Genomic DNA, 17,509 nt, shown 5'->3' with positions numbered 1-17,509 from the left:
CAGAAACAGAACAGTGAATAAAGTATTAATAGGGGATGAACTGCGGCGTAATTCAAAATTAATCAGCGCGGAGACCGGAGCGTCCCGGACGTATCGGATTCGCAGCAAGCTTTCCGCCAGTGAACTGGCCTTCGTTTACGCAGCGAGGGATGAAAAGCAGGATATGAAATGCGTCATTAAGGAGTTCTTTCCGAATTCGCTTGTACGCAGAGGACAGGATGGCAAATCAGTATACCGTCGATCGGGAACGCCAAACGACAAATATGAAATGCTAAGAAATGCATTTATTAATGAAGGAAAAATTCTGGAAGCATGTGAGCACCCGGGTATCGTTCGCTGTATCGATCATTTCGAACAGAATAATACCCTGTATATCGTTATGGAATTTGTAGAGGGCGTGACGCTTGGAGAATTAATTGGCGGACGTCCGGATACGATTGAACCCGGCTTTCTTTATAGGACGATCCTCCCTCTTATCGAGACGCTCGAACATTTGCATGGACAGGGAGTCATCCATCGGGACATAAAACCGGGGAATGTTATGATTGATACCCAGGGCCGCGTAAAGCTTCTGGATTTCGGTTCAGCTGTCCGCTTTGAAGGCAGCGGAAGCAGAAATGGCCATCCGATTCTCACAACCGCTGGGTATTCGCCACTGGAGCTGTATTCAGAACAGTCTCGTCAAGGTCCAGAGAGCGACATATACAGCCTGGCTGCATTGCTGTATTATTGCTGCCGCGGCTCGGCTCCGACGGATGTCCGCAAGAGGCTGTTCGACGAAAGGCTGGAGCCTGTCGGCACGGGGCTGAAGCGTTCCTGGCACTTTCTCTCCTTGGCTATCCGGCGAGGATTAGTCGTCTCGCCGGACAAACGCTGCTCTTCCTTCAAATGGTTCAAGGCCGCCATTGCCATGGAATATATGACTACCCCGCCTGCCCGTCGGCGGAGTCGGTCCGGATGAAAATGTTCGTATTGGGCTTGATCGCTTTATAACGCAGTTCGATTTCCGTTATACCGTCCTCGAATGTAATGTACAGCTTGTCATTATATTCGAGGACTTCTTTTTTGTTCTTTGGCAAGGGTGTCCGATTCCGGACAAGTGAAGAACGGGATGTGTTCTTCACGAGGAGCTTGCCGCCTTTGCCAGGCATGAAGACAATTTGCTCTGCTTCCGGAAGCGGCTCATGGACATCGAGACTAACGAACAGTTCGAGCAGACTGACCTTGCGTCCCGGGAAAGAGGTGAGCGGCCATGACTTGACCGGCACTTCACTGCCGCTGGCGGTAGCTAGGAAGTATCCCTCCAGCTTGCCCGCAAAGCCTGGCTTCGGCCGAAGCCACCAATACAAGCCGGCAGCCGCAGCAAGAAGTACAGCTCCTGCGGCAATAGACCAAAGCAGCGTGGTATATTTCGATTTGACGGTGATGGCCAGGACAGCCGTGGCCGTGCCTCCCTCCGGATCAGTCGCCGTCAGGTTAATATGGGTCTGTCCCGTCCGAAGCGGAGATAAGACGAGTTTGTCGCCCGATAACTCAGAGTTCATCGTTTTATCCGGTCCGTCCCCGGCATGAACCTCATAGGTCAATGCATCTCCGTTCTCATCCAGGAATAAGTCACTTAAATTGAGAACAGCTTCGCCATTCTCCTTAATGACCTCCAACTGCTCATTGCCATATACATAGGGCTCCTTGTTTACAATACTTTGTTCATGGACGGTACCGTAACGAAAAAAGCTGGGCCCGTCCAATCGGACCTGCCATGTGTAGTTGCCGGAGACAGGGAAGGTATATTCGGTGTAAAAGCGTGTTTTCTCGTTGTTCATCTCCACGATAACTTCATCATTTGTATCCAGGCTCGTGACGACAAGCCGGCCTTTGAGAGATTGATAGACTTCCTGCTCCATTAACCGCTCTTGCGTCATAGAATCGGTGAGGTAGGCCTCGATTGCGGCCGGATGCCCCTTGATTACTTCCTCGTTTGTGATTGCTGCTTTCAATTCCAGTTCATAGCTGCCCAGCAAATTGATTTTAATCAGATCGCCTGCAGTCCCCCGAAATTTCAGCTTCGCTGTTCCTTTCTTAGGCTGTAATACTTTAACAAGCGTATAGCTCCCTGATTTGAACATACGGATATTTTCCGAGCTGTAGAACAGCTGTGTTTCCTTCAACGGATGCTCCGAGAGCAAAATAAGGTTTGCCTCCTTCATGCTTGAGTTGGGAATATCGACCTGCAACTCCTGCAGCTGACCGGTGGCCGTAACTCCAGCAATCGGATGAAGGACGGATCTCATCTCCGCCGCAAAAATGCGGTTAAAAATTTCCGGTAAATCATCCGCGCTGCTTGTAATGTAGGAGGCGCCGCCGGTTTCATTGGCAATGCGCTCCAGTTCATTCGGGTTGACCGTCCCATCGTGATTTAGTCCAATCGTGTAAATGGGATATCCATCCTGCTGTGCTTTGGAGATGGCTATCTCCACGTCCTTGGCGGAATCGTCGGCGGTGCGCCGGGAGCGGGAGCCAGGCCCAAAATCCGTCTCACCGTCAGACAGAAGGATCATGAAAGGTTTGCGCCCGCCCTGATCTCCTGTATCCGCTTTGGAAGTAATTAAATTACCACCCGTTCTCAGCCCCAATCCCAAATCGGTATATCCGCTTCTGCGTAGTCCGGCAATTTTCTGTTTAAGCTCCGCTTTGTTGGCGGCAACAGAAATCGAGGTAAGCGGTTTTGAGGCGACAATTTGATCATTGTAGGCTACAAAACCGATTCTTGTCCGGCTTGCTTCGCTCATATCCATAAACATATGGATGACTTCGTTGGCTATTTTGCCAGGATCAGCCTTATTCATGGAATAACTGATATCGAGAACAAAAACAGCATCGAAGGCATCCGCCTGATTTTTTTGTCCAATTTCTTGTCCGGAATTTGCTGAGACTGTGAAAGAAATGTCGAAAATATGAACAAAAACCATGAAAATCAAAAACAGTATAAAAGTCCTAGTAAATGATAATGGGATTATGTATTTTTTTTGCCTCATTTGCCGACACCCGCCTTAAGTACTGTATTAGCTGTAATAGAGCGAAATCAAACACTCAAATATGTATATTTAGACTTATATCGGCATTACATCTTTTAAATTGTATATAATTCCAAAAAATAGGACTTAAATTCGGTGTAAACACCTCCTTTTTTGGTATAAAGGGTCTTAAGTCCCTGTATCGATCAGTAATTCAATATATTGACAATTCATATGAACGATGTTTAATATTACCATCGAGGCCAGGAGGACGGCGAATTCATCCTGGTCATACGACTCTAGTATCTCCTTCTATAGTCGGATGCCGTCGAAATAATTAGCAGTACAAGCGTCCGGCAGAGGTAAGGAATCAGGGTTTCATCAGGCCGGCTGCGCTTTTTTAGAAGCGGGAGGAGGAATAACGACAAATGGATATTATCAATCAGACCAATCGAACGATGCTGTTCGAAGAGATCAATCCCGAGAAGCAGGACCTGATCACCATTGTGGGCGATGTGAAAGGCATTGACAGCCTGAGCGACGACAAAATTAAAGAAATTAACGGGCAGCTATTGGTTCGCAGTTTCGATGAGTTTTTGGACAAGTTCTCGCCGACTGTATACTCATTTTTCAATGCAGCTAACCAGAAAGTCGTCTATATGCTGAAGAAGCCCGAAGGAATTGCCGAAGATGCCATATCCGAAATCCGGATCGATCAGCACAATGACTTCTTGAAAATGCTGTTTACACTCATCGATACGAAAAGAAGCCAAGGCATGACAAATGTCGACTTCCGGTTCGAGAACCTGCTCGACATGATTTCTCCAAAGAAAGTAATGGACGACATTCGCCAGGTCCGCAAAGAAATCCATTACTTGTATGGCCAATACGAGCAGCTGGATGATGAGGATCCGAAAAAGCTGGATATGGGCGATAAGCTGAATGCGATGTTCGAAGAAGCCAGCGCAAATTACAACAACGTGATGGCGATGCTGCCGCTGGCGATTGAGGATATCAAGACGCGGCTGCTGCTTGGAAGCTCGAACGAAGAGAGAGATGCTGAAGCGGTTCAAATCGGCATGCTCAGCATCGGGGAGAACGGTGAATTGAAAATCATCGAGGCTCCGAAGAACGAGAGCACCGAACTCGTAATGCTGGATGAAAACAGCTCCAATGGGTTGGCGCAGGTGTTTGAAGAGGACTACGACTCCATTACGGAAGCTCCGTCCGGATATGTCAGAGACTTGGTTGTACGCACATTTAATCCTCTGCCGGCGGTGAATACAGAGGTCAATCTGGAGCTCGAAGTGCAAAATTACAATACGTATTTGGAGTTTTACAAAACAGCCAAGGACGATTTCGTCAAGACAGTGAAACCGCTGGTTGAAAAAATTCTTGGCGTCAAAATGTTCTTTGACCAGTACACCGTCAAGAACAAAGGGATGGCTCCAGCCTTGCTCGTAACGAACACGAAGCTCGACATGATCGTGAAGAGCTCCAACATCCCGCGTCTGGAAACGTATTTGAATACAGTCAACTCCAAAAATGACTTCTCCGATACGATCTGGTTTGGTATCGTGCCTTCGGTTGAGTTGGAGAGCGCTGGCAAGGTGAAGGTTACCCGCGAGCGCTTCAAAGGCAACGAGAAAATTGCCAAGCAGGACGGCAATACGATGGAATCGCTGTCGATGCTCATGCAGGTGGTCAAAGATTTCAAAGTACAGGTCTTCTTCAGCTTTGAAACCGGAGAAGAGACGACGTTCAACAACATGGCAACCGCAGGAATCGACAAGTACATTGACAAATGTACGCCGCTGCTTCGTAAGGAGTATAGCGAATATGCGATACCTTGTGTTCCTAATTTTACCGTTATTCCCAAGGAGAAATCAGGCGTTATTCTTGACAGCCGCATGATCCAGACCGAGAACGGCGCACAACTCTCCAAGGAGAAAGAAGATGTTCTCAAGCTGTGGATCGAGGGCGTTTACGTCGGAGCGTCGTATGTCGCTGCCGGTATCGTTTCGGCCTATCAGTGTCCGGAATATCTCCGGGAGTCCTACAAAAATACGAGTAAAGAATTCCCGGGCGTGCGTTTCGACATCGAAGCGGGCGAGAACAGCTTGCGGGCCGTGACAACAATGGCCAAAGAAATTACGGGCTTTACGAACACCATCAAGGATGCGATCAACCGTAAAAACTTCGGCTTCATCTTCTCGTCGGAAAACGCCCAACTGCAGGGCAAAGATATTCGGCGCATTACGGTATACAAGGCGAGAAGCCTGGCTGCTTCGGAGGACGGATTCGACTCCATTTATAAAACATTAGTCAGCACATACATAGAGCGGATTTTGCGTTTTCAAACAGCCGATTTCAAGCATGAGAATATTATTAAATTTTTCAGCAACAACCCGAGCAGCCAGAAGAGCACGTGGCTGGCCAAGCGCGGTTTCATAAATTCGATTATTCATGACGGCGATGACATGAACTATGTGATCGACGAGAAGAACAACCTGTGCCACATCGACCTGATTTATAACGGCAATGTGAAAAATTTGGAGGTCATGATCACCAAAGGTACCAGCGCGGTCAAAGCCTAAGGCAACTTTTGATCACGAAGTGGGGACTGATTGTAGCTCGGCGTCGAATCTTGAATTCAGCCGAAACAAGCGTCTGCTTCCGAAGTATGTTTCCTCCGGAAACATTTGAGGTACTCACGTAGGTTTTGCCTACGCTCCGTTCCTCAGTCCCTAGCTTCATTCAACCTTCTCGGTGCTGAAAAGTTGCCTAGAGGTAATTCGAAGAGGACTTATGATCACGAAGTGGGGACTGAGGGTAGCTCGACGTCGAATCTTGAATTCAGCCGGGCCTTCACGAAAACGGTTTTGGGATCAGGAAAAAGATGGTGAAGACCTATTGAATTTGATAGGTGCCACTTTTGTCAGGAAGTATTAACATAATTTGTATGTGGGAGGCGATCCATCAACGGCTCGTCTCGTTACATAAATTTCGGGAGAATTATTTACCCGAACCCTATTTTATTACTTAAGGAGGATGCAAGTATGGGATTCAGATTGAAAGTAGAAGGAGCCGAAACGATTGAACTCGGATTGGACAACATTCAGAAGGTGATTTATGACACAGATACGCCAGATGACTCAAATGCCAGATCAACGGATGTAGGGTCAACGCTGAAAATTAGCGGTAAAATCATCACTGCTACGGATGGGGACAAAGCGGATGACACGCTGAAGCTGGCGTTGTGGTCCCTGGTTCCGGCAGAAAAGGCGGATTGCTACCGCAAGCTGACTCTGGAAGTCATCGCTGCGGATCAGGTCGTCCGGGAAATTACGTTCCCTAACGCTTTTGTGGTGGACTATAAAGAAACGTTTGGCGATACCGAAGGCGTAGGCACATTCGAGTTGTATGTGAAGCAGAAGAAGGACAAAACCGAGCTTGCCAAGCTTAACGGCGGCTATGATGCCAGCAATTAATTGAATTATTAAGAAGCAGACAACAGCAGGTGATCTCAGGGGGCTGGCCCCTTGAGATTATCTGCACATTGTACAAAAGAGCAAGTCATGATGATGCGGCTGCTTCATCGCAGAGCTGCTCTTGCAGCTGACGCTCATGACGGCGGTCGACCATATGGGAAAGCGGGGGAACGCTTTGAACGATACTGATTACTATGGCCAGCTTGAAGTTTCCCGGCAGGCGACGATGATCGAGATCCGGCAAGCTTATCGCGGACTGGCCAAGCGCTATCACCCGGACGTCAATCATGGAAATCCGGAAGCGGAGTCGAAGTTTAAGCGGATTGTGGAAGCTTACGAAGTGCTAAGCGACGAGAAGCTTCGGGCCGCTTATGATGCTAAGCTGGCTCAAGCCGGAGGAACATCGGGGCAGAGCGGCAGCAGAGCCCGGGAAGGGCAGGGTAAATCAGGCATAAACGGCATGGCATCTGCGAAGTCGAAGGCAGAGAGCTTCGATCCGGCTGCAGTGCAAAAGCATTTTGAACATTTTTTTGGCATGTCGCCCAAGAGGCAGACGGACACGCAAAAGGTACAGAAGGAAGCAAAGGAGAAGAATCCGCTGGATTCATCAGCGATGTTTAATCACTTTTTTGGCTATCGCAAAAACAATTAGTTATAGCATACATACATAGACGGGGGGAGCAACTTGAAGCCGGAGAATTACAAATGGAGTAAACGCATTGATGTGTTGATATACGCAATATTAGCCGGCATGATGCTATACGGCCTGCTCCGTCCACTGCACTATACATTGCAAATGTTCATCGTCGTGGTATCTGCTGTAATTGCCAGCTTCCTGATCTGGACTGGCGGCCGTGCTATTAACAGATCTCCAGAAGCGAAAAGAGCGATTGCAAAAATCGTTCTTCTTGATGACGACGGGGAGCGTTTAAAGGAATGGTACGTAAAAGGAGAAACATCCGTGCTTATTGGAAAAAGCACGCCGCGCGGCGAGGTTGATATAGATTTGACTGACTGCGAGTACGCTTCGCTCGTCAGTTCCGAGCATGCCGTTCTGAATCGCGTTGGCGATCAGTGGTTTATTGAGGATGCGGATTCGCACAGCGGGACAGGCATCCGTAAGGCAGGACGCAGCGAGGCGAAACAGCTCGTAGCCGAAGAGCCGGTAGAGATCGGCATGGGAGATCTGATCTTTATTGCCAACACCCGGCTTTTAATTAAATAGCAGCAACCATACTTGCTTATATATGGGGGAATGAATCGAAGATGAGCTTGACGAGATGCCTGAATGGACACATGTTCAGTACGAGAAAGCATGGCAACACTTGTCCGTATTGCAACACGACGCTAGAGCAGCCTTCGCGGAACGACTCGCGCCGGCCCTTGGCCGCGGAGGACATGGAAGAGAAGACAATGCCCTATTTGGGAGAGACGACAGGCATTCAGCCAGTGACTGGATGGCTGGTTTGTGTCGAGGGTCCACAGATGGGACAGGACTACCGGATTATGGCTGAGAAAAACTTTATCGGCCGGGCCGAGGAAATGCAGATCCGGATTATCGGGGATAACGCCGTATCCAGGCGGAATCATGCGGTAATCGTTTATGATCCGAAGAAACGAAGTTTTTATTTGCTGCCGGGCGATGCTTCGGGGCTGGCTTATCATAATAACGAAGCTGTATACACTCCTGCTGAGCTCAATGCTTATGATTTAATTCAGCTGGGGCGCAGCAAGTTTGTATTTGTGCCTTTATGCGGACCACATTTCGAGTGGGATAACGGTTAAGAACGGATGGTAGGGATGGGAGACCGGTTTTTTTTAGAATCATATGGAATCGTTGCGGCTGCGCTATTCGTAGTCGCCATATTGCTTATATTAAGGCAAAAGCTTCGTACAAACCATACTGCGGAAATGACGGCTGAAGATGCTGCTAAAGCTACCGCTAATGATACAGCTAATGATACGAGGCGATTTTTTCCAGAAATCGACCAGTCGATCCGCATCGGAAATGCCCAGACGATCGGCAGGCGGGAAGAGCAGGACGATTATTTCTCAAGCTCGGTCACGCGGATTGGAACTATGGCCGCAATAGCGGACGGCATCAGCGGCTTGTCGCACGGGCGCATGGCCAGTACACTCGCCGTGACTATGTTCTCAAAGGAGTATTTAAAGCTGGATGATCCGGCGGATATTCCTGAATATTTTAACAAAGTGGCATGGATCAGCAACGAGAGAATTATGGAGCAATTGGGCGGAGCCACGGGAGGTACAACACTTGTTGTTGGCATCGTTGCGGGGGGATTACTGCATTGGGGTGCGGTAGGAGACAGCCTGATTATTTTGTTCAGAGACGGTGAATTTATTCCAGTCAATTCGAAGCACACGCTGGAGGCTGTTCTGGAAGCGAAATATTTGTCCGGTGAAATCAGCAGGGAAGAAGCGAAGGAAAATCCGCAGCGCAATCAGCTTATCAATTATTTGGGGTACGGCGGATTCAAGAGCATGGAGGTTGGGGAACCGATACCCTTGCAGCCGAACGATACGATCATTCTGTGCAGTGACGGGGTCTACGATGCGCTTACCGAGGTTGAGATGGAACAAATCCTGATGCAGGGATCGCCGCCGCAGGATACGGCGGAGGAAATGATCGATAGGATTGAACGCAAAAGCTACAAGCATCAGGACAATGCCACGGTCATTATAATGCAAATGAATTAGACCTATTTTTTATTCTCGCAGCAGGACGGGGGGAAACGGAGGGGCTCATGAGAAAGGAGAACAGTGATTTCAAGACCGCATTTGTCTCCGAAGCAGGTACGTTTATTGACAACAGAGATTATTTTGCCTTCGTCGAGCTTGAGGACATGGCCTGTTATGTCATTGCGGACGGCCTCGATACGGATCGGGAGGCGCACAGTGCGAAGATGGCGGTCAGTGTCATTCTGGAGAATTTTATGGAAAAGCCCTCCTTGTCCCGGAGGAAAATCCGTCAGGATCTGGAGGCAGCCCATGAATGGTTGAAATTCGAAAGCCGCAGAGTCCGCTTAAAAGCGAGCGTGCTGGTCGTTGTAACGAATTATACGAAAATGGTGTGGGCAAGCTGCGGCAATGCGCGTCTGTATCAGTTTCGCGGCGGCCGGCTAAATTTACGCTCCAGGGATCAAAGTCTGGCGCAGCTGCTTGCGGATAACGGGAGAGTGCCTGAGGGAGAGCTGTCCAGCCATGAGGAGCGCGGTAATTTATTGAATTATATGGGGAGGCCGGACCGTTTTGAACCCTATATTTCCGATAAAACACCGCTAACGGATGGAGATGTGCTTCTGCTCTCGACACCGGGGATTTGGCAGGAGGTCGAGCTGCCGGAAATGCTTGATGCTTTAGCGGAATCCAGTGATCCCGATAGCCTGGTGGATACGCTGGAAGAGATTGTCCTCAGCAAACAGCAGCAGACGGTCAACAATTATACGGCTGCAGCCATTTATGCCAATAAGACGTTTGCGGAAAAGCCGAAGAACCTCAAAAAATGGATCATGCGCATTGGAATACTGCTGCTGACCATGGCGATTGCCGGAGGAGGCATTTGGTATGCGAAGGCCAAGCAGGCGGCCAAGCTGGCCGAGACGGTCGTCCAGATGACGGAATACGAGCAGGAAGGCGATGAATATGCGGCCGCCGGCGATTATCCAAAGGCGCTTAAAGCCTACAGCGAAGCGAAGAATGCCGCCAGCAAGCTGAAGGACAAGCTGCATTTCCAGCTGCTTCGCAACAAGCAGCGCGTCGCCCAGGCGGTGACGGACGGCGATGAATATGTGAAGGATGGCAAGTTCGATATGGCCGTGGACAGTTATACGAAGTCGCTGGGCGAGGCGGAGAAATACAAGCCGTTCAAGGTGGAGGATATCGAGGCGCGAATCGAGCGCAGTGAAGCGGTGGCGAAGCTGACCGAAGTGATGAAGGAAGGGGATATTCACTTCCAGAATCAGGACTACAACAGCGCGCTGGAGCTGTACAAGAAGGCGTACCGGGCGGCGATTGAGGCCAATTATCCTGGCGGGCAGAAGCAGCTGGAGACGAAGATGGAAGAGGCCGAAGGCAAGATCAATTCCATTTTTCGGGAGACGAAGACGCTGCAGGCCGACAATTTGGAGAAGAAGGGCGATCGCGCATTAGCCGTACTGGACTATAACGCCGCGATTGAGGCGTATACGCTGGCCCAGGAAATCTATCAGGAGATCGACAAGCTAGAGCGGGTGCTGGCGATGGAGCGGAAGATCGCCAAAGCGGATGAGAAACGCAACCCGATCGTGCCCGCATCCGGGCAGAACGCCGACTTCGATGCGGGAGCCGGACTGTCCGGCAACCTCGGGGCGAACGGGGCATCGGTATGGAACGGTGCTGCGGGGACAGGTGAAGGTGGAGCTGTCAGCAATAACGGCAGCAGCGGCCAGGCGTCTGCCGCACATTCGCCGGGTCAGGCGCAAAGCTCGAATAACCAAGGGGCGGGCTCATCCACTGGTTCGGAGCAGTCGGAAGCGAGCTCCAGCACGACAAACGGCAACCAGGATAAATCGGCAGCACCGGACGGAGGTGGGGAATCATGAAGGACATCGTGATGGATCGGCTGAGCAAAATGGAGGATTTACAGCAGCGCGGCATGCTGCGCAACCTGATGAGCGGCGTGTTCCTGGGCCTTGTCGAATACCAGGAGGAGCTGAATCGTCAGCTGGAGAAGCGGGTGTTTGCGGAAGTCGGCAATCAGGAGAGCAAATACGATATTTATGTGGCGATGTGCCGCAGGGAAGCATGGGATCCGCTGCACGAATATTTGTTTCCAATGAAAGCCGGGGATACTGAGCCGCGCAAAATCGATTTGGGTGAGGTCGCTGCCTGTCTGAATGAGGGAAAGGAACTGCCGCTGTTTTCTCTTTTTTTGGAGTGCAGCTACCCGATGATCCAGAATCTGCTTAGCAGCAACAGAATGTTTCATGGAGAGTTGATCACGAATCAGCATCGTTACGCGATTCAAGTCAAATTGGAGCGGGACGTTACATATATCCGGGAAATTGAAAAGCTGTATCACGTTTTTTTGAACAATGGCCTTCCGTGGAAAACGATAAATCATCCCTATGCCTACAAATTTGTCCATGCGGTATTAATCGGGGGAGAGGTCCAGTTGTCGGAGGAGGAGGAGGTACAGGAAATTACGGTTGATTTGGAGGAGTACGAGGCGTGCAAGCGAACCGAAATTGTTCCGCTCTGGAACATCCAGCATCTGACGCTGAAGACGGGGGGGTTCCCGGTTCCCGCGGCCGACCGCGTCAATTTCGAGCATGCGCTGCCGCTGCGGAGCAGCGGGCTGCAGCATGGCTATCTGGTCGATATCAATGACGACAGTATCCGGTACATCAAGCGCTCCCCGGAGGAACTGACCGTCGTATCGACGCGCGAGAAGTCCGATTCCTGGGGGGTGCTCAAGGTGGTCGAGCCGATCAGCTCCAGTATGGGCAAGCAGAGTTACGCGCAGATGTCGAATCGGCAGCGGGACGATTTCATTGCCAACTATGGGCGCAGCCAGGGACGAGTTGTCCGCTCGAAGGGCGAGATTTTGCGGATCATCCATTCTTTTGCTGTGTCGGAATGGCTGGAGCTAGTGGATGTGGAGATTCGTCCGCCGTCCGCCGGAAAGGCGCTGACCTATGAGCTGAACCGGTTCATTACGGATGAAGTCCGGGTGGATAACGGCAAATGGCGAATGTGCCTGAAATTCAGTTACCGGGAGTCCGGCAGGGAGCTGGACTATTTAGCTGAGGATATGATGAGCTTCCTCGTGTCCGAGGTGCAGATGTCGTTCCCGGAATACCGCTGTGAAGGAGAATGGGCTTGAATTACATTTGGGATTTGCTCGTTCAGGCGAAGGAAGCCGGAATTCATAAGCGGGATATTTCCTTTGTTCCAGCCCAAGTGTATTCGCCCTACATGGAGCTTAGCCTGGAGGATTTGAATGCCGCTGCCGGCGGACAGGTGGAGGTCGAGGTCAACCCGTTCTACCGCTTCTACGACGTGTTCCGCGATCTGCTCGACATTAACTTGACGGAGGACGAGGAATTCCGCCATGCACTGTTTGATATTTTGATCCATTTTCTGGCGGAGCTGGACTTCATGCAGGGGATGAATAAGCGGGAATATCATATCCGCTTCGTGCTTCGGGATCTGGAGGCCGGGGCGTTCGGCGAGCGGGTGAAGGAGCGGATCGGCCTGTTCGAGCGGGATGAGCGGGAGTGGATCGCCTGCGCGATACTCCGCATGTATGACACAGGCGAGACGCTGAACCTGCTAAGGAGCACGGTGAGCCGGATCTTTCGCCGCTCAACGATTTACGTCAACAGCGAGGAGAAGGACGAGATGCTGTTCTACATCGGCCAGCGGAAGACGGAGCTCGCTCGCCGGAAGCTGGAGCTGCTGATGGAGCTGTTCCTCCCGGTACGCTACCGTACTGAGGTGTATTGGGAGTGTCACGTGGGAATTATCGATGCCGAGGATACGATGATCCAGGACCGAATCGCCATGTACTAAAGAGGAGCGGTAATTCAAAAAGTCATCTTTTGATCACGAAGTAGGCCACGCCCTAACCATTTTGGAGGAGGAATTTATCAAGCATGAAGGGTTATAAACTGTACACAGATTCCACCAGCCAACAGCGGTTGCGCGGGAAGGTTCGCTATACGCACGACGAGCTGTCAGAGATGACCACCTTCCAGCTGCGGAATATTTGCTACCGGGAGCGGCTTGTGGAGTGGCTCAGCCATCGGCTGGACCGGGAAGAGATGATCCGCGTCATTCTGAAATACTTGGGGGCGGATGAAGAAATGTTCATCGGTCCTTACTGCGAAGGCGGCTTCGAGCGTGTGAAGACCGTAATGCGCAAGTATATGCAGGCATCGCTGCAAGGGAACGGGGGCATTAGCGTTCCAGCCCGCATCGTCATTTATCCGGACATCGCCATCGATCAGAGCGACGGTTATAAAGTGAAGGCTCCAGCGGTATTCGCGGCGTCCAATGTACTGCTCGTCAACGACCGGATGGAGCTTTGCGGCATTCTCAATTTACGCAAGGAGGCGGGCGAGGCGGGCAGCTTCTATTTGGCGGCCGACAGCAGTATGGAATGGCATCAGACGTCAAATCGCCAGTACAGCCTGCTGTTTCTACGCAAGCGCGATTCGGAATACATATTTAAGGCTTATTACCAGGAGCAGGCGCTGCCGCCGATTCAAATCCAATATTATAAAATCCCGCTGGCCGAATTGGAAATACGCGGGCTGCAGCAGACGGATGCCGTATTGGCCATCGACTTCGGCACATCCAATACGACGGCGGGTGCATATTTACACAACGGATACGCGAAGTCCTCGAGCAGCCTCGACGTATTGAACGGTCATATCCGCGCAAATGAAATAAATTTTGTCAAATTTCCCGACCCGACGTACCGGCAGGTGGAATGGAGCGAGGCGCTGCCTACCGCGATAAGCGTGGCGGATTGCTCCGATCCGGCCGCGGTGAAATACCAGTTCGGCCATGAGGCGCTGCTCAATATTCGCCGCAGCAGCTACAGCAGCCGGGCTTCGGTCTTTCAGGGGCTGAAACGCTGGGTGAATAGTTATGATAAGCCGGTCGAGATTATGGACAGTGAAGGAAATACAGCCACCGTGCGGCGGCAGGATATCATCCAGGCGTATTTGGAATACGTCATCCAGATGGCAGAGCATCAGTTCAAGTGCAAGTTCAAGAACCTGCATTTCACCAGCCCGGTCAAGATGAAGGCGCCGTTTCTCCAGATGTTCTCGAAAGTTTTAGAGGATTACAAGATTGAGCAAGATGAGGCGCTGGATGAGGGCATGGCGGTGCTGTACAACACGATCGCCGACGGCCTGGAGCGGAATTTGTTCATCGAGGGCGAGGAGTACAAAGCGCTTGTGATCGACTGCGGGGGCGGAACGACGGATTTATCGTCCTGCCGCTTCCGGGTCGAAGACGGGCATATGTCCTATCGCATTGCGATGGACACCACGTATGAGAACGGGGATACCCATTTTGGCGGCAATAACATTACTTATCGGATTATGCAGTTCATGAAGATCGTGTTCGCCGATTATTACACAAGCGGGCGGCGGAGAGTGACGGATATCGATGATTTGATCGATATTCCCGCGAACGATTTATTCCGCGAAGTGGACGAGAACGGCGTGGATGCGGTGTATGCCGAACTGGAGCGCCGTTATCAGGCGGCAGAGGCGATTATTCCGACTGCCTTCTCGATGTACGAGAACCGCTCGCGGGACGAGTACTATCGGGTGCGCGGCAACTTTCATTTTCTGTGGGAAATTGCCGAAGGCATGAAGCAGCAGTTTTTCCGCAAGACCGGCATTCTGCGCAACCGCTTCGACGCCGAGGAGGACGACAGCCGGGATAACGATTTGCAGATTACGACGATGGAGCGCTGGTTCCTGTCGGTGTCGCGCGGCGGCGAGCTGAAGGATGAATATGAAATTCCGAATGTCGTGTTCAATATTAAGGAAATTACCCAGCTGATCAAAGGGGATATTTACGAGGTGCTGCGGAAATTCCTGGACGAATTCTATCAGGACGGCGTGCTTGGCGAATATTCGATTATTAAACTGACCGGGCAATCCTGCCGCATTGAGGTGTTCCGCGAGGCGCTGAAGGAGTTCGTTCCGGGACGGAGCATTGAGTTTCGGCAAAAGCCGACTATGGGCCGGGTTCCCGAGCTAAAACTGGCCTGCCTGCGCGGGGCGATCCGCTATTTGAACGCCCGGAAGGCGGGCGTGATCGAGACGAGCATTACGAATCATGCAGCCGTCATCCCGTATTCGGTCAGCGCCTATACCCATGATCGCCGCGAGCTGGAGCTGATCTCCAGCCTGGAGCGGACGAACCGGGTGCTGGGCTTCATTTCGCGGCCGTATCATACGCAGAAGATCGAGTTCCTGCTGCGGGGAGCGGACGGCGGGCTGCGCCACAGCTATGTGTACCAGAATCGGACGGAGGAATATAAGCCGGTGAAGTTCGAGGACATCCAAGCGGTTTACGGCGACAAAATTCCGCAGGATGACACCGACTCCATCGTGAACGGGGAGACGAAGTATTTCGTCTTCGCCGACGACGACCAATGGGGCTTCTACGTACTGCCGATCGCTCGTCAGGACGAGGGACTGCTGCTCGGCCGCAAGGAGTTGTATTCGTTTGAGAGCGAACGCTCCGAGCTGGACTTTTTTGACGGGACGAAGTAGGGAGGAGAACGATGAATTTTTTGACCAGGTTAACTATGAGAGCACTACGAAAAAGACTGCTGAATAAAGCGTTTCTGCCGGCAAAGCGAAAATCGGCGGAGGAGATGCTTTTTCGGAGATCGATTTTATGGAGTATTTGGATGGCTTTCGGGAGTGTTCTGTCATGGGTTGGGCTATATGCCTCGTTTATGGATGAAGCAGCCCTTGAAAGTGCGGAGGATATTGTCTTTTTACGTTATGCTTTTGCTGGATTAGCTCTCATTTTTACTGCCATTATGTTTGAGTCACTTTGTTACAAGGCTGTAGCTGGGCCCTCTTCGATTACCGTTCGATATGGTGTGAAAACGAAAACGATCCGCTATTCCGAGATTGAGAGAGTAGAGCATTCCACTGTATACGGAGGTTATATGGTTCTGCGGAGTGGAAGTTCGGTCGTTCGTATCCCGGATGGAGCGAGGGGGATTGCGGAGTTTATTCAGCGACTAAGTCAGGAAATAGGGGAAGAGCGGTGTAGTAAAGCTTTTAGAGTGCTGAATAATAAGAAGATTGAAATCATGCAGTTAAGCTAGAAGCAAATTGGAAGGAGGGTTGGAGCAAGGGGGATTAGCTACTAGGCTTCCGCCGCGCTAGCATAGCGGCAGGTTGGATTGATAAGAAGGGAAGAATGGAATGTACGAGGTACTATTTAGAAGATACGTAGCACTGACGATTGACCAGATTATTATTGGGACGGTGGCTTTTTTAATCTTGCCTAAAGAAATTTACAATTACAATTTTACCTATATCCTTATTACACAGTTAGTGCTTATTACCATTCTAAACTGGATATATTGTTGTTCGATGGAGTCATCCAAATACCAAGCTACCATTGGCAAGAGACTTCTTGGAGTCATGGTCGTGGACAAAGATGATGAACGAATTACATACGTAAGAGCCAATAGCAGGTACTGGTGGAAGCTGCTATCGGGCTTGATCCTTTGCTTTGGCTACCTGATGGCCTTCTCTCATGAGAAGCGGCAGGCGCTTCATGACAGAATGACGGGGACATACGTGGTGAACAAGAGCTTCCTGCTCTTTATGCTCAACTGTCAAAAAGACGATGATGTCAAAACAGACATTGCGCATGCATAAAATAGGGGGGCGAGCCATCGTGTATGCACGATTTTGGAAAAGGGCGGTAGCGGAGCTATTGGATCTATTAGTTATCGCTTCGATTCGTCAGGTGAGTGTTATATTGAGTATTTTCATAATGTATTCAATTACTACAGTTAATTAAACGGTTGGATGAACTTTTATGGATATTTGATCTAGTCCGAAGTGTTCTGGTGTTAGTTGTGCTATGGAGCTACTTCGCGATCATGGAATCTTCCAAGTTCCAGGCGACTTTTGGCAAGATGGCGATGGGACTCAGGGTAGTTGATCAGGAGGGCAAGAAAATTACTTTCCACCGGGCGACTGCACGATTTTGGAGTAAAAGCTTCTCGGCCATCACGGTATTGATTGGCTGGTTCATGGCGGGCTTCACGAAGAAGAAGCAGGCCCTCCACGATCTGATTGCACAGACTTATGTCGTAAACAAGGCAGGGCTCCAACTGAGTAGATACTATCCTCCAGTGCATCCGCAGGAAGTTTACACGGAGGGGCCGCAAGTTTAATGTGGAAAAAAGTGGACGGATCGAGCTTTAACCTAGAGAGTCGT

The 17,509-nt window shown here is 50.6% G+C and carries 16 protein-coding genes; 15 read left to right on the top strand and 1 reads right to left on the bottom strand.

Annotated elements, in window-relative coordinates; translation table 11 throughout:
- Window positions 1-13: 13 nt before the first annotated feature.
- On the top strand, window positions 14-961 hold the full coding sequence (locus G358_RS0110445; RefSeq protein WP_019637164.1) for a serine/threonine-protein kinase: 948 nt from the start codon (window positions 14-16) through the stop codon (window positions 959-961).
- Here the strand turns inward: G358_RS0110445 and G358_RS0110440 are convergent.
- Complete coding sequence (locus G358_RS0110440) at window positions 924-3,035, bottom strand: VWA domain-containing protein (protein WP_019637163.1); 2,112 nt, start codon at window positions 3,033-3,035, stop codon at window positions 924-926. The two genes, G358_RS0110445 and G358_RS0110440, sit on opposite strands and share 38 nt — an antisense overlap.
- 407 nt (window positions 3,036-3,442) lie before the next feature.
- On the opposite strand from G358_RS0110440, the gene G358_RS0110435 reads away from it, so the two are divergent.
- The 14 genes from G358_RS0110435 to G358_RS29875 all read left to right on the top strand — a co-directional run bounded on the left by G358_RS0110435 (window position 3,443) and on the right by G358_RS29875 (window position 17,465).
- Entirely contained in the window at window positions 3,443-5,611 is a 2,169-nt protein-coding gene (locus G358_RS0110435) for a hypothetical protein (RefSeq protein ID WP_019637162.1), read from the top strand.
- Between the two features lie 462 nt (window positions 5,612-6,073).
- On the top strand, window positions 6,074-6,505 hold the full coding sequence (locus G358_RS0110430) for a hypothetical protein (protein ID WP_019637161.1): 432 nt from the start codon (window positions 6,074-6,076) through the stop codon (window positions 6,503-6,505).
- Window positions 6,506-6,556: 51 nt separating this feature from the next.
- On the top strand, window positions 6,557-6,694 hold the full coding sequence (locus G358_RS33440; RefSeq protein ID WP_169447426.1) for a hypothetical protein: 138 nt from the start codon (window positions 6,557-6,559) through the stop codon (window positions 6,692-6,694).
- Window positions 6,681-7,157, top strand: a complete 477-nt coding sequence (locus tag G358_RS34270; protein ID WP_276203562.1) for a J domain-containing protein — start codon at window positions 6,681-6,683, stop codon at window positions 7,155-7,157. The genes G358_RS33440 and G358_RS34270 overlap by 14 nt, the downstream gene beginning before the upstream one ends.
- Before the next feature lie 33 nt (window positions 7,158-7,190).
- Window positions 7,191-7,730, top strand: coding sequence for an FHA domain-containing protein (locus G358_RS0110420; protein ID WP_019637159.1), 540 nt, complete (start codon window positions 7,191-7,193; stop codon window positions 7,728-7,730).
- A gap of 41 nt (window positions 7,731-7,771) precedes the next feature.
- Window positions 7,772-8,290 carry an FHA domain-containing protein gene (locus tag G358_RS0110415; RefSeq protein ID WP_019637158.1) on the top strand — a complete coding sequence of 173 codons (519 nt, stop codon included), beginning with the start codon at window positions 7,772-7,774 and terminating at the stop codon, window positions 8,288-8,290.
- A 15-nt stretch (window positions 8,291-8,305) separates the two neighbouring features.
- A complete protein-coding gene (locus G358_RS0110410) occupies window positions 8,306-9,223 on the top strand; it encodes a PP2C family protein-serine/threonine phosphatase (RefSeq protein ID WP_019637157.1) in 918 nt (305 codons plus the stop codon).
- A gap of 47 nt (window positions 9,224-9,270) precedes the next feature.
- Window positions 9,271-11,106 carry a hypothetical protein gene (locus G358_RS0110405; RefSeq protein ID WP_019637156.1) on the top strand — a complete coding sequence of 612 codons (1,836 nt, stop codon included), beginning with the start codon at window positions 9,271-9,273 and terminating at the stop codon, window positions 11,104-11,106.
- A complete protein-coding gene (locus G358_RS0110400) occupies window positions 11,103-12,389 on the top strand; it encodes a hypothetical protein (RefSeq protein ID WP_019637155.1) in 1,287 nt (428 codons plus the stop codon). Before G358_RS0110405 ends, G358_RS0110400 begins: the two co-directional genes overlap by 4 nt.
- Window positions 12,380-13,078 (top strand): hypothetical protein, encoded by a 699-nt coding sequence (locus G358_RS0110395; protein ID WP_026342187.1) that lies wholly within the window; start codon window positions 12,380-12,382, stop codon window positions 13,076-13,078. The genes G358_RS0110400 and G358_RS0110395 overlap by 10 nt, the downstream gene beginning before the upstream one ends.
- Before the next feature lie 83 nt (window positions 13,079-13,161).
- Window positions 13,162-15,810 (top strand): acetate and sugar kinases/Hsc70/actin family protein, encoded by a 2,649-nt coding sequence (locus G358_RS0110390; RefSeq protein WP_019637153.1) that lies wholly within the window; start codon window positions 13,162-13,164, stop codon window positions 15,808-15,810.
- Window positions 15,811-15,821: 11 nt separating this feature from the next.
- A complete protein-coding gene (locus tag G358_RS0110385; protein WP_019637152.1) occupies window positions 15,822-16,379 on the top strand; it encodes a hypothetical protein in 558 nt (185 codons plus the stop codon).
- Between the two features lie 100 nt (window positions 16,380-16,479).
- Window positions 16,480-16,941 (top strand): RDD family protein, encoded by a 462-nt coding sequence (locus G358_RS29880; protein ID WP_051107670.1) that lies wholly within the window; start codon window positions 16,480-16,482, stop codon window positions 16,939-16,941.
- A gap of 149 nt (window positions 16,942-17,090) precedes the next feature.
- Window positions 17,091-17,465 (top strand): RDD family protein, encoded by a 375-nt coding sequence (locus tag G358_RS29875; protein ID WP_338042684.1) that lies wholly within the window; start codon window positions 17,091-17,093, stop codon window positions 17,463-17,465.
- Window positions 17,466-17,509: the final 44 nt, after the last annotated feature.

The organism is Paenibacillus fonticola DSM 21315 (genome assembly GCF_000381905.1).
GTDB classification, from domain to species: domain Bacteria; phylum Bacillota; class Bacilli; order Paenibacillales; family Paenibacillaceae; genus Fontibacillus; species Fontibacillus fonticola.
This window is presented reverse-complemented; position numbering and strand designations above follow the sequence as displayed.

What these genes read in the sequence shown, in the direction of transcription:
- G358_RS0110440 (WP_019637163.1), bottom strand. Translation starts at nt 3,035, where the DNA reads ATGAGGCAAAAAAAATACATAATCCCATTATCATTTACTAGGACTTTT.
- G358_RS0110435 (WP_019637162.1), top strand. Translation starts at nt 3,443, where the DNA reads ATGGATATTATCAATCAGACCAATCGAACGATGCTGTTCGAAGAGATC.
- G358_RS0110430 (WP_019637161.1), top strand. Translation starts at nt 6,074, where the DNA reads ATGGGATTCAGATTGAAAGTAGAAGGAGCCGAAACGATTGAACTCGGA.
- G358_RS0110415 (WP_019637158.1), top strand. Translation starts at nt 7,772, where the DNA reads ATGAGCTTGACGAGATGCCTGAATGGACACATGTTCAGTACGAGAAAG.
- G358_RS0110410 (WP_019637157.1), top strand. Translation starts at nt 8,306, where the DNA reads ATGGGAGACCGGTTTTTTTTAGAATCATATGGAATCGTTGCGGCTGCG.
- G358_RS0110405 (WP_019637156.1), top strand. Translation starts at nt 9,271, where the DNA reads ATGAGAAAGGAGAACAGTGATTTCAAGACCGCATTTGTCTCCGAAGCA.
- G358_RS0110400 (WP_019637155.1), top strand. Translation starts at nt 11,103, where the DNA reads ATGAAGGACATCGTGATGGATCGGCTGAGCAAAATGGAGGATTTACAG.
- G358_RS0110395 (WP_026342187.1), top strand. Translation starts at nt 12,380, where the DNA reads ATGGGCTTGAATTACATTTGGGATTTGCTCGTTCAGGCGAAGGAAGCC.
- G358_RS0110390 (WP_019637153.1), top strand. Translation starts at nt 13,162, where the DNA reads ATGAAGGGTTATAAACTGTACACAGATTCCACCAGCCAACAGCGGTTG.
- G358_RS0110385 (WP_019637152.1), top strand. Translation starts at nt 15,822, where the DNA reads ATGAATTTTTTGACCAGGTTAACTATGAGAGCACTACGAAAAAGACTG.
- G358_RS29880 (WP_051107670.1), top strand. Translation starts at nt 16,480, where the DNA reads ATGTACGAGGTACTATTTAGAAGATACGTAGCACTGACGATTGACCAG.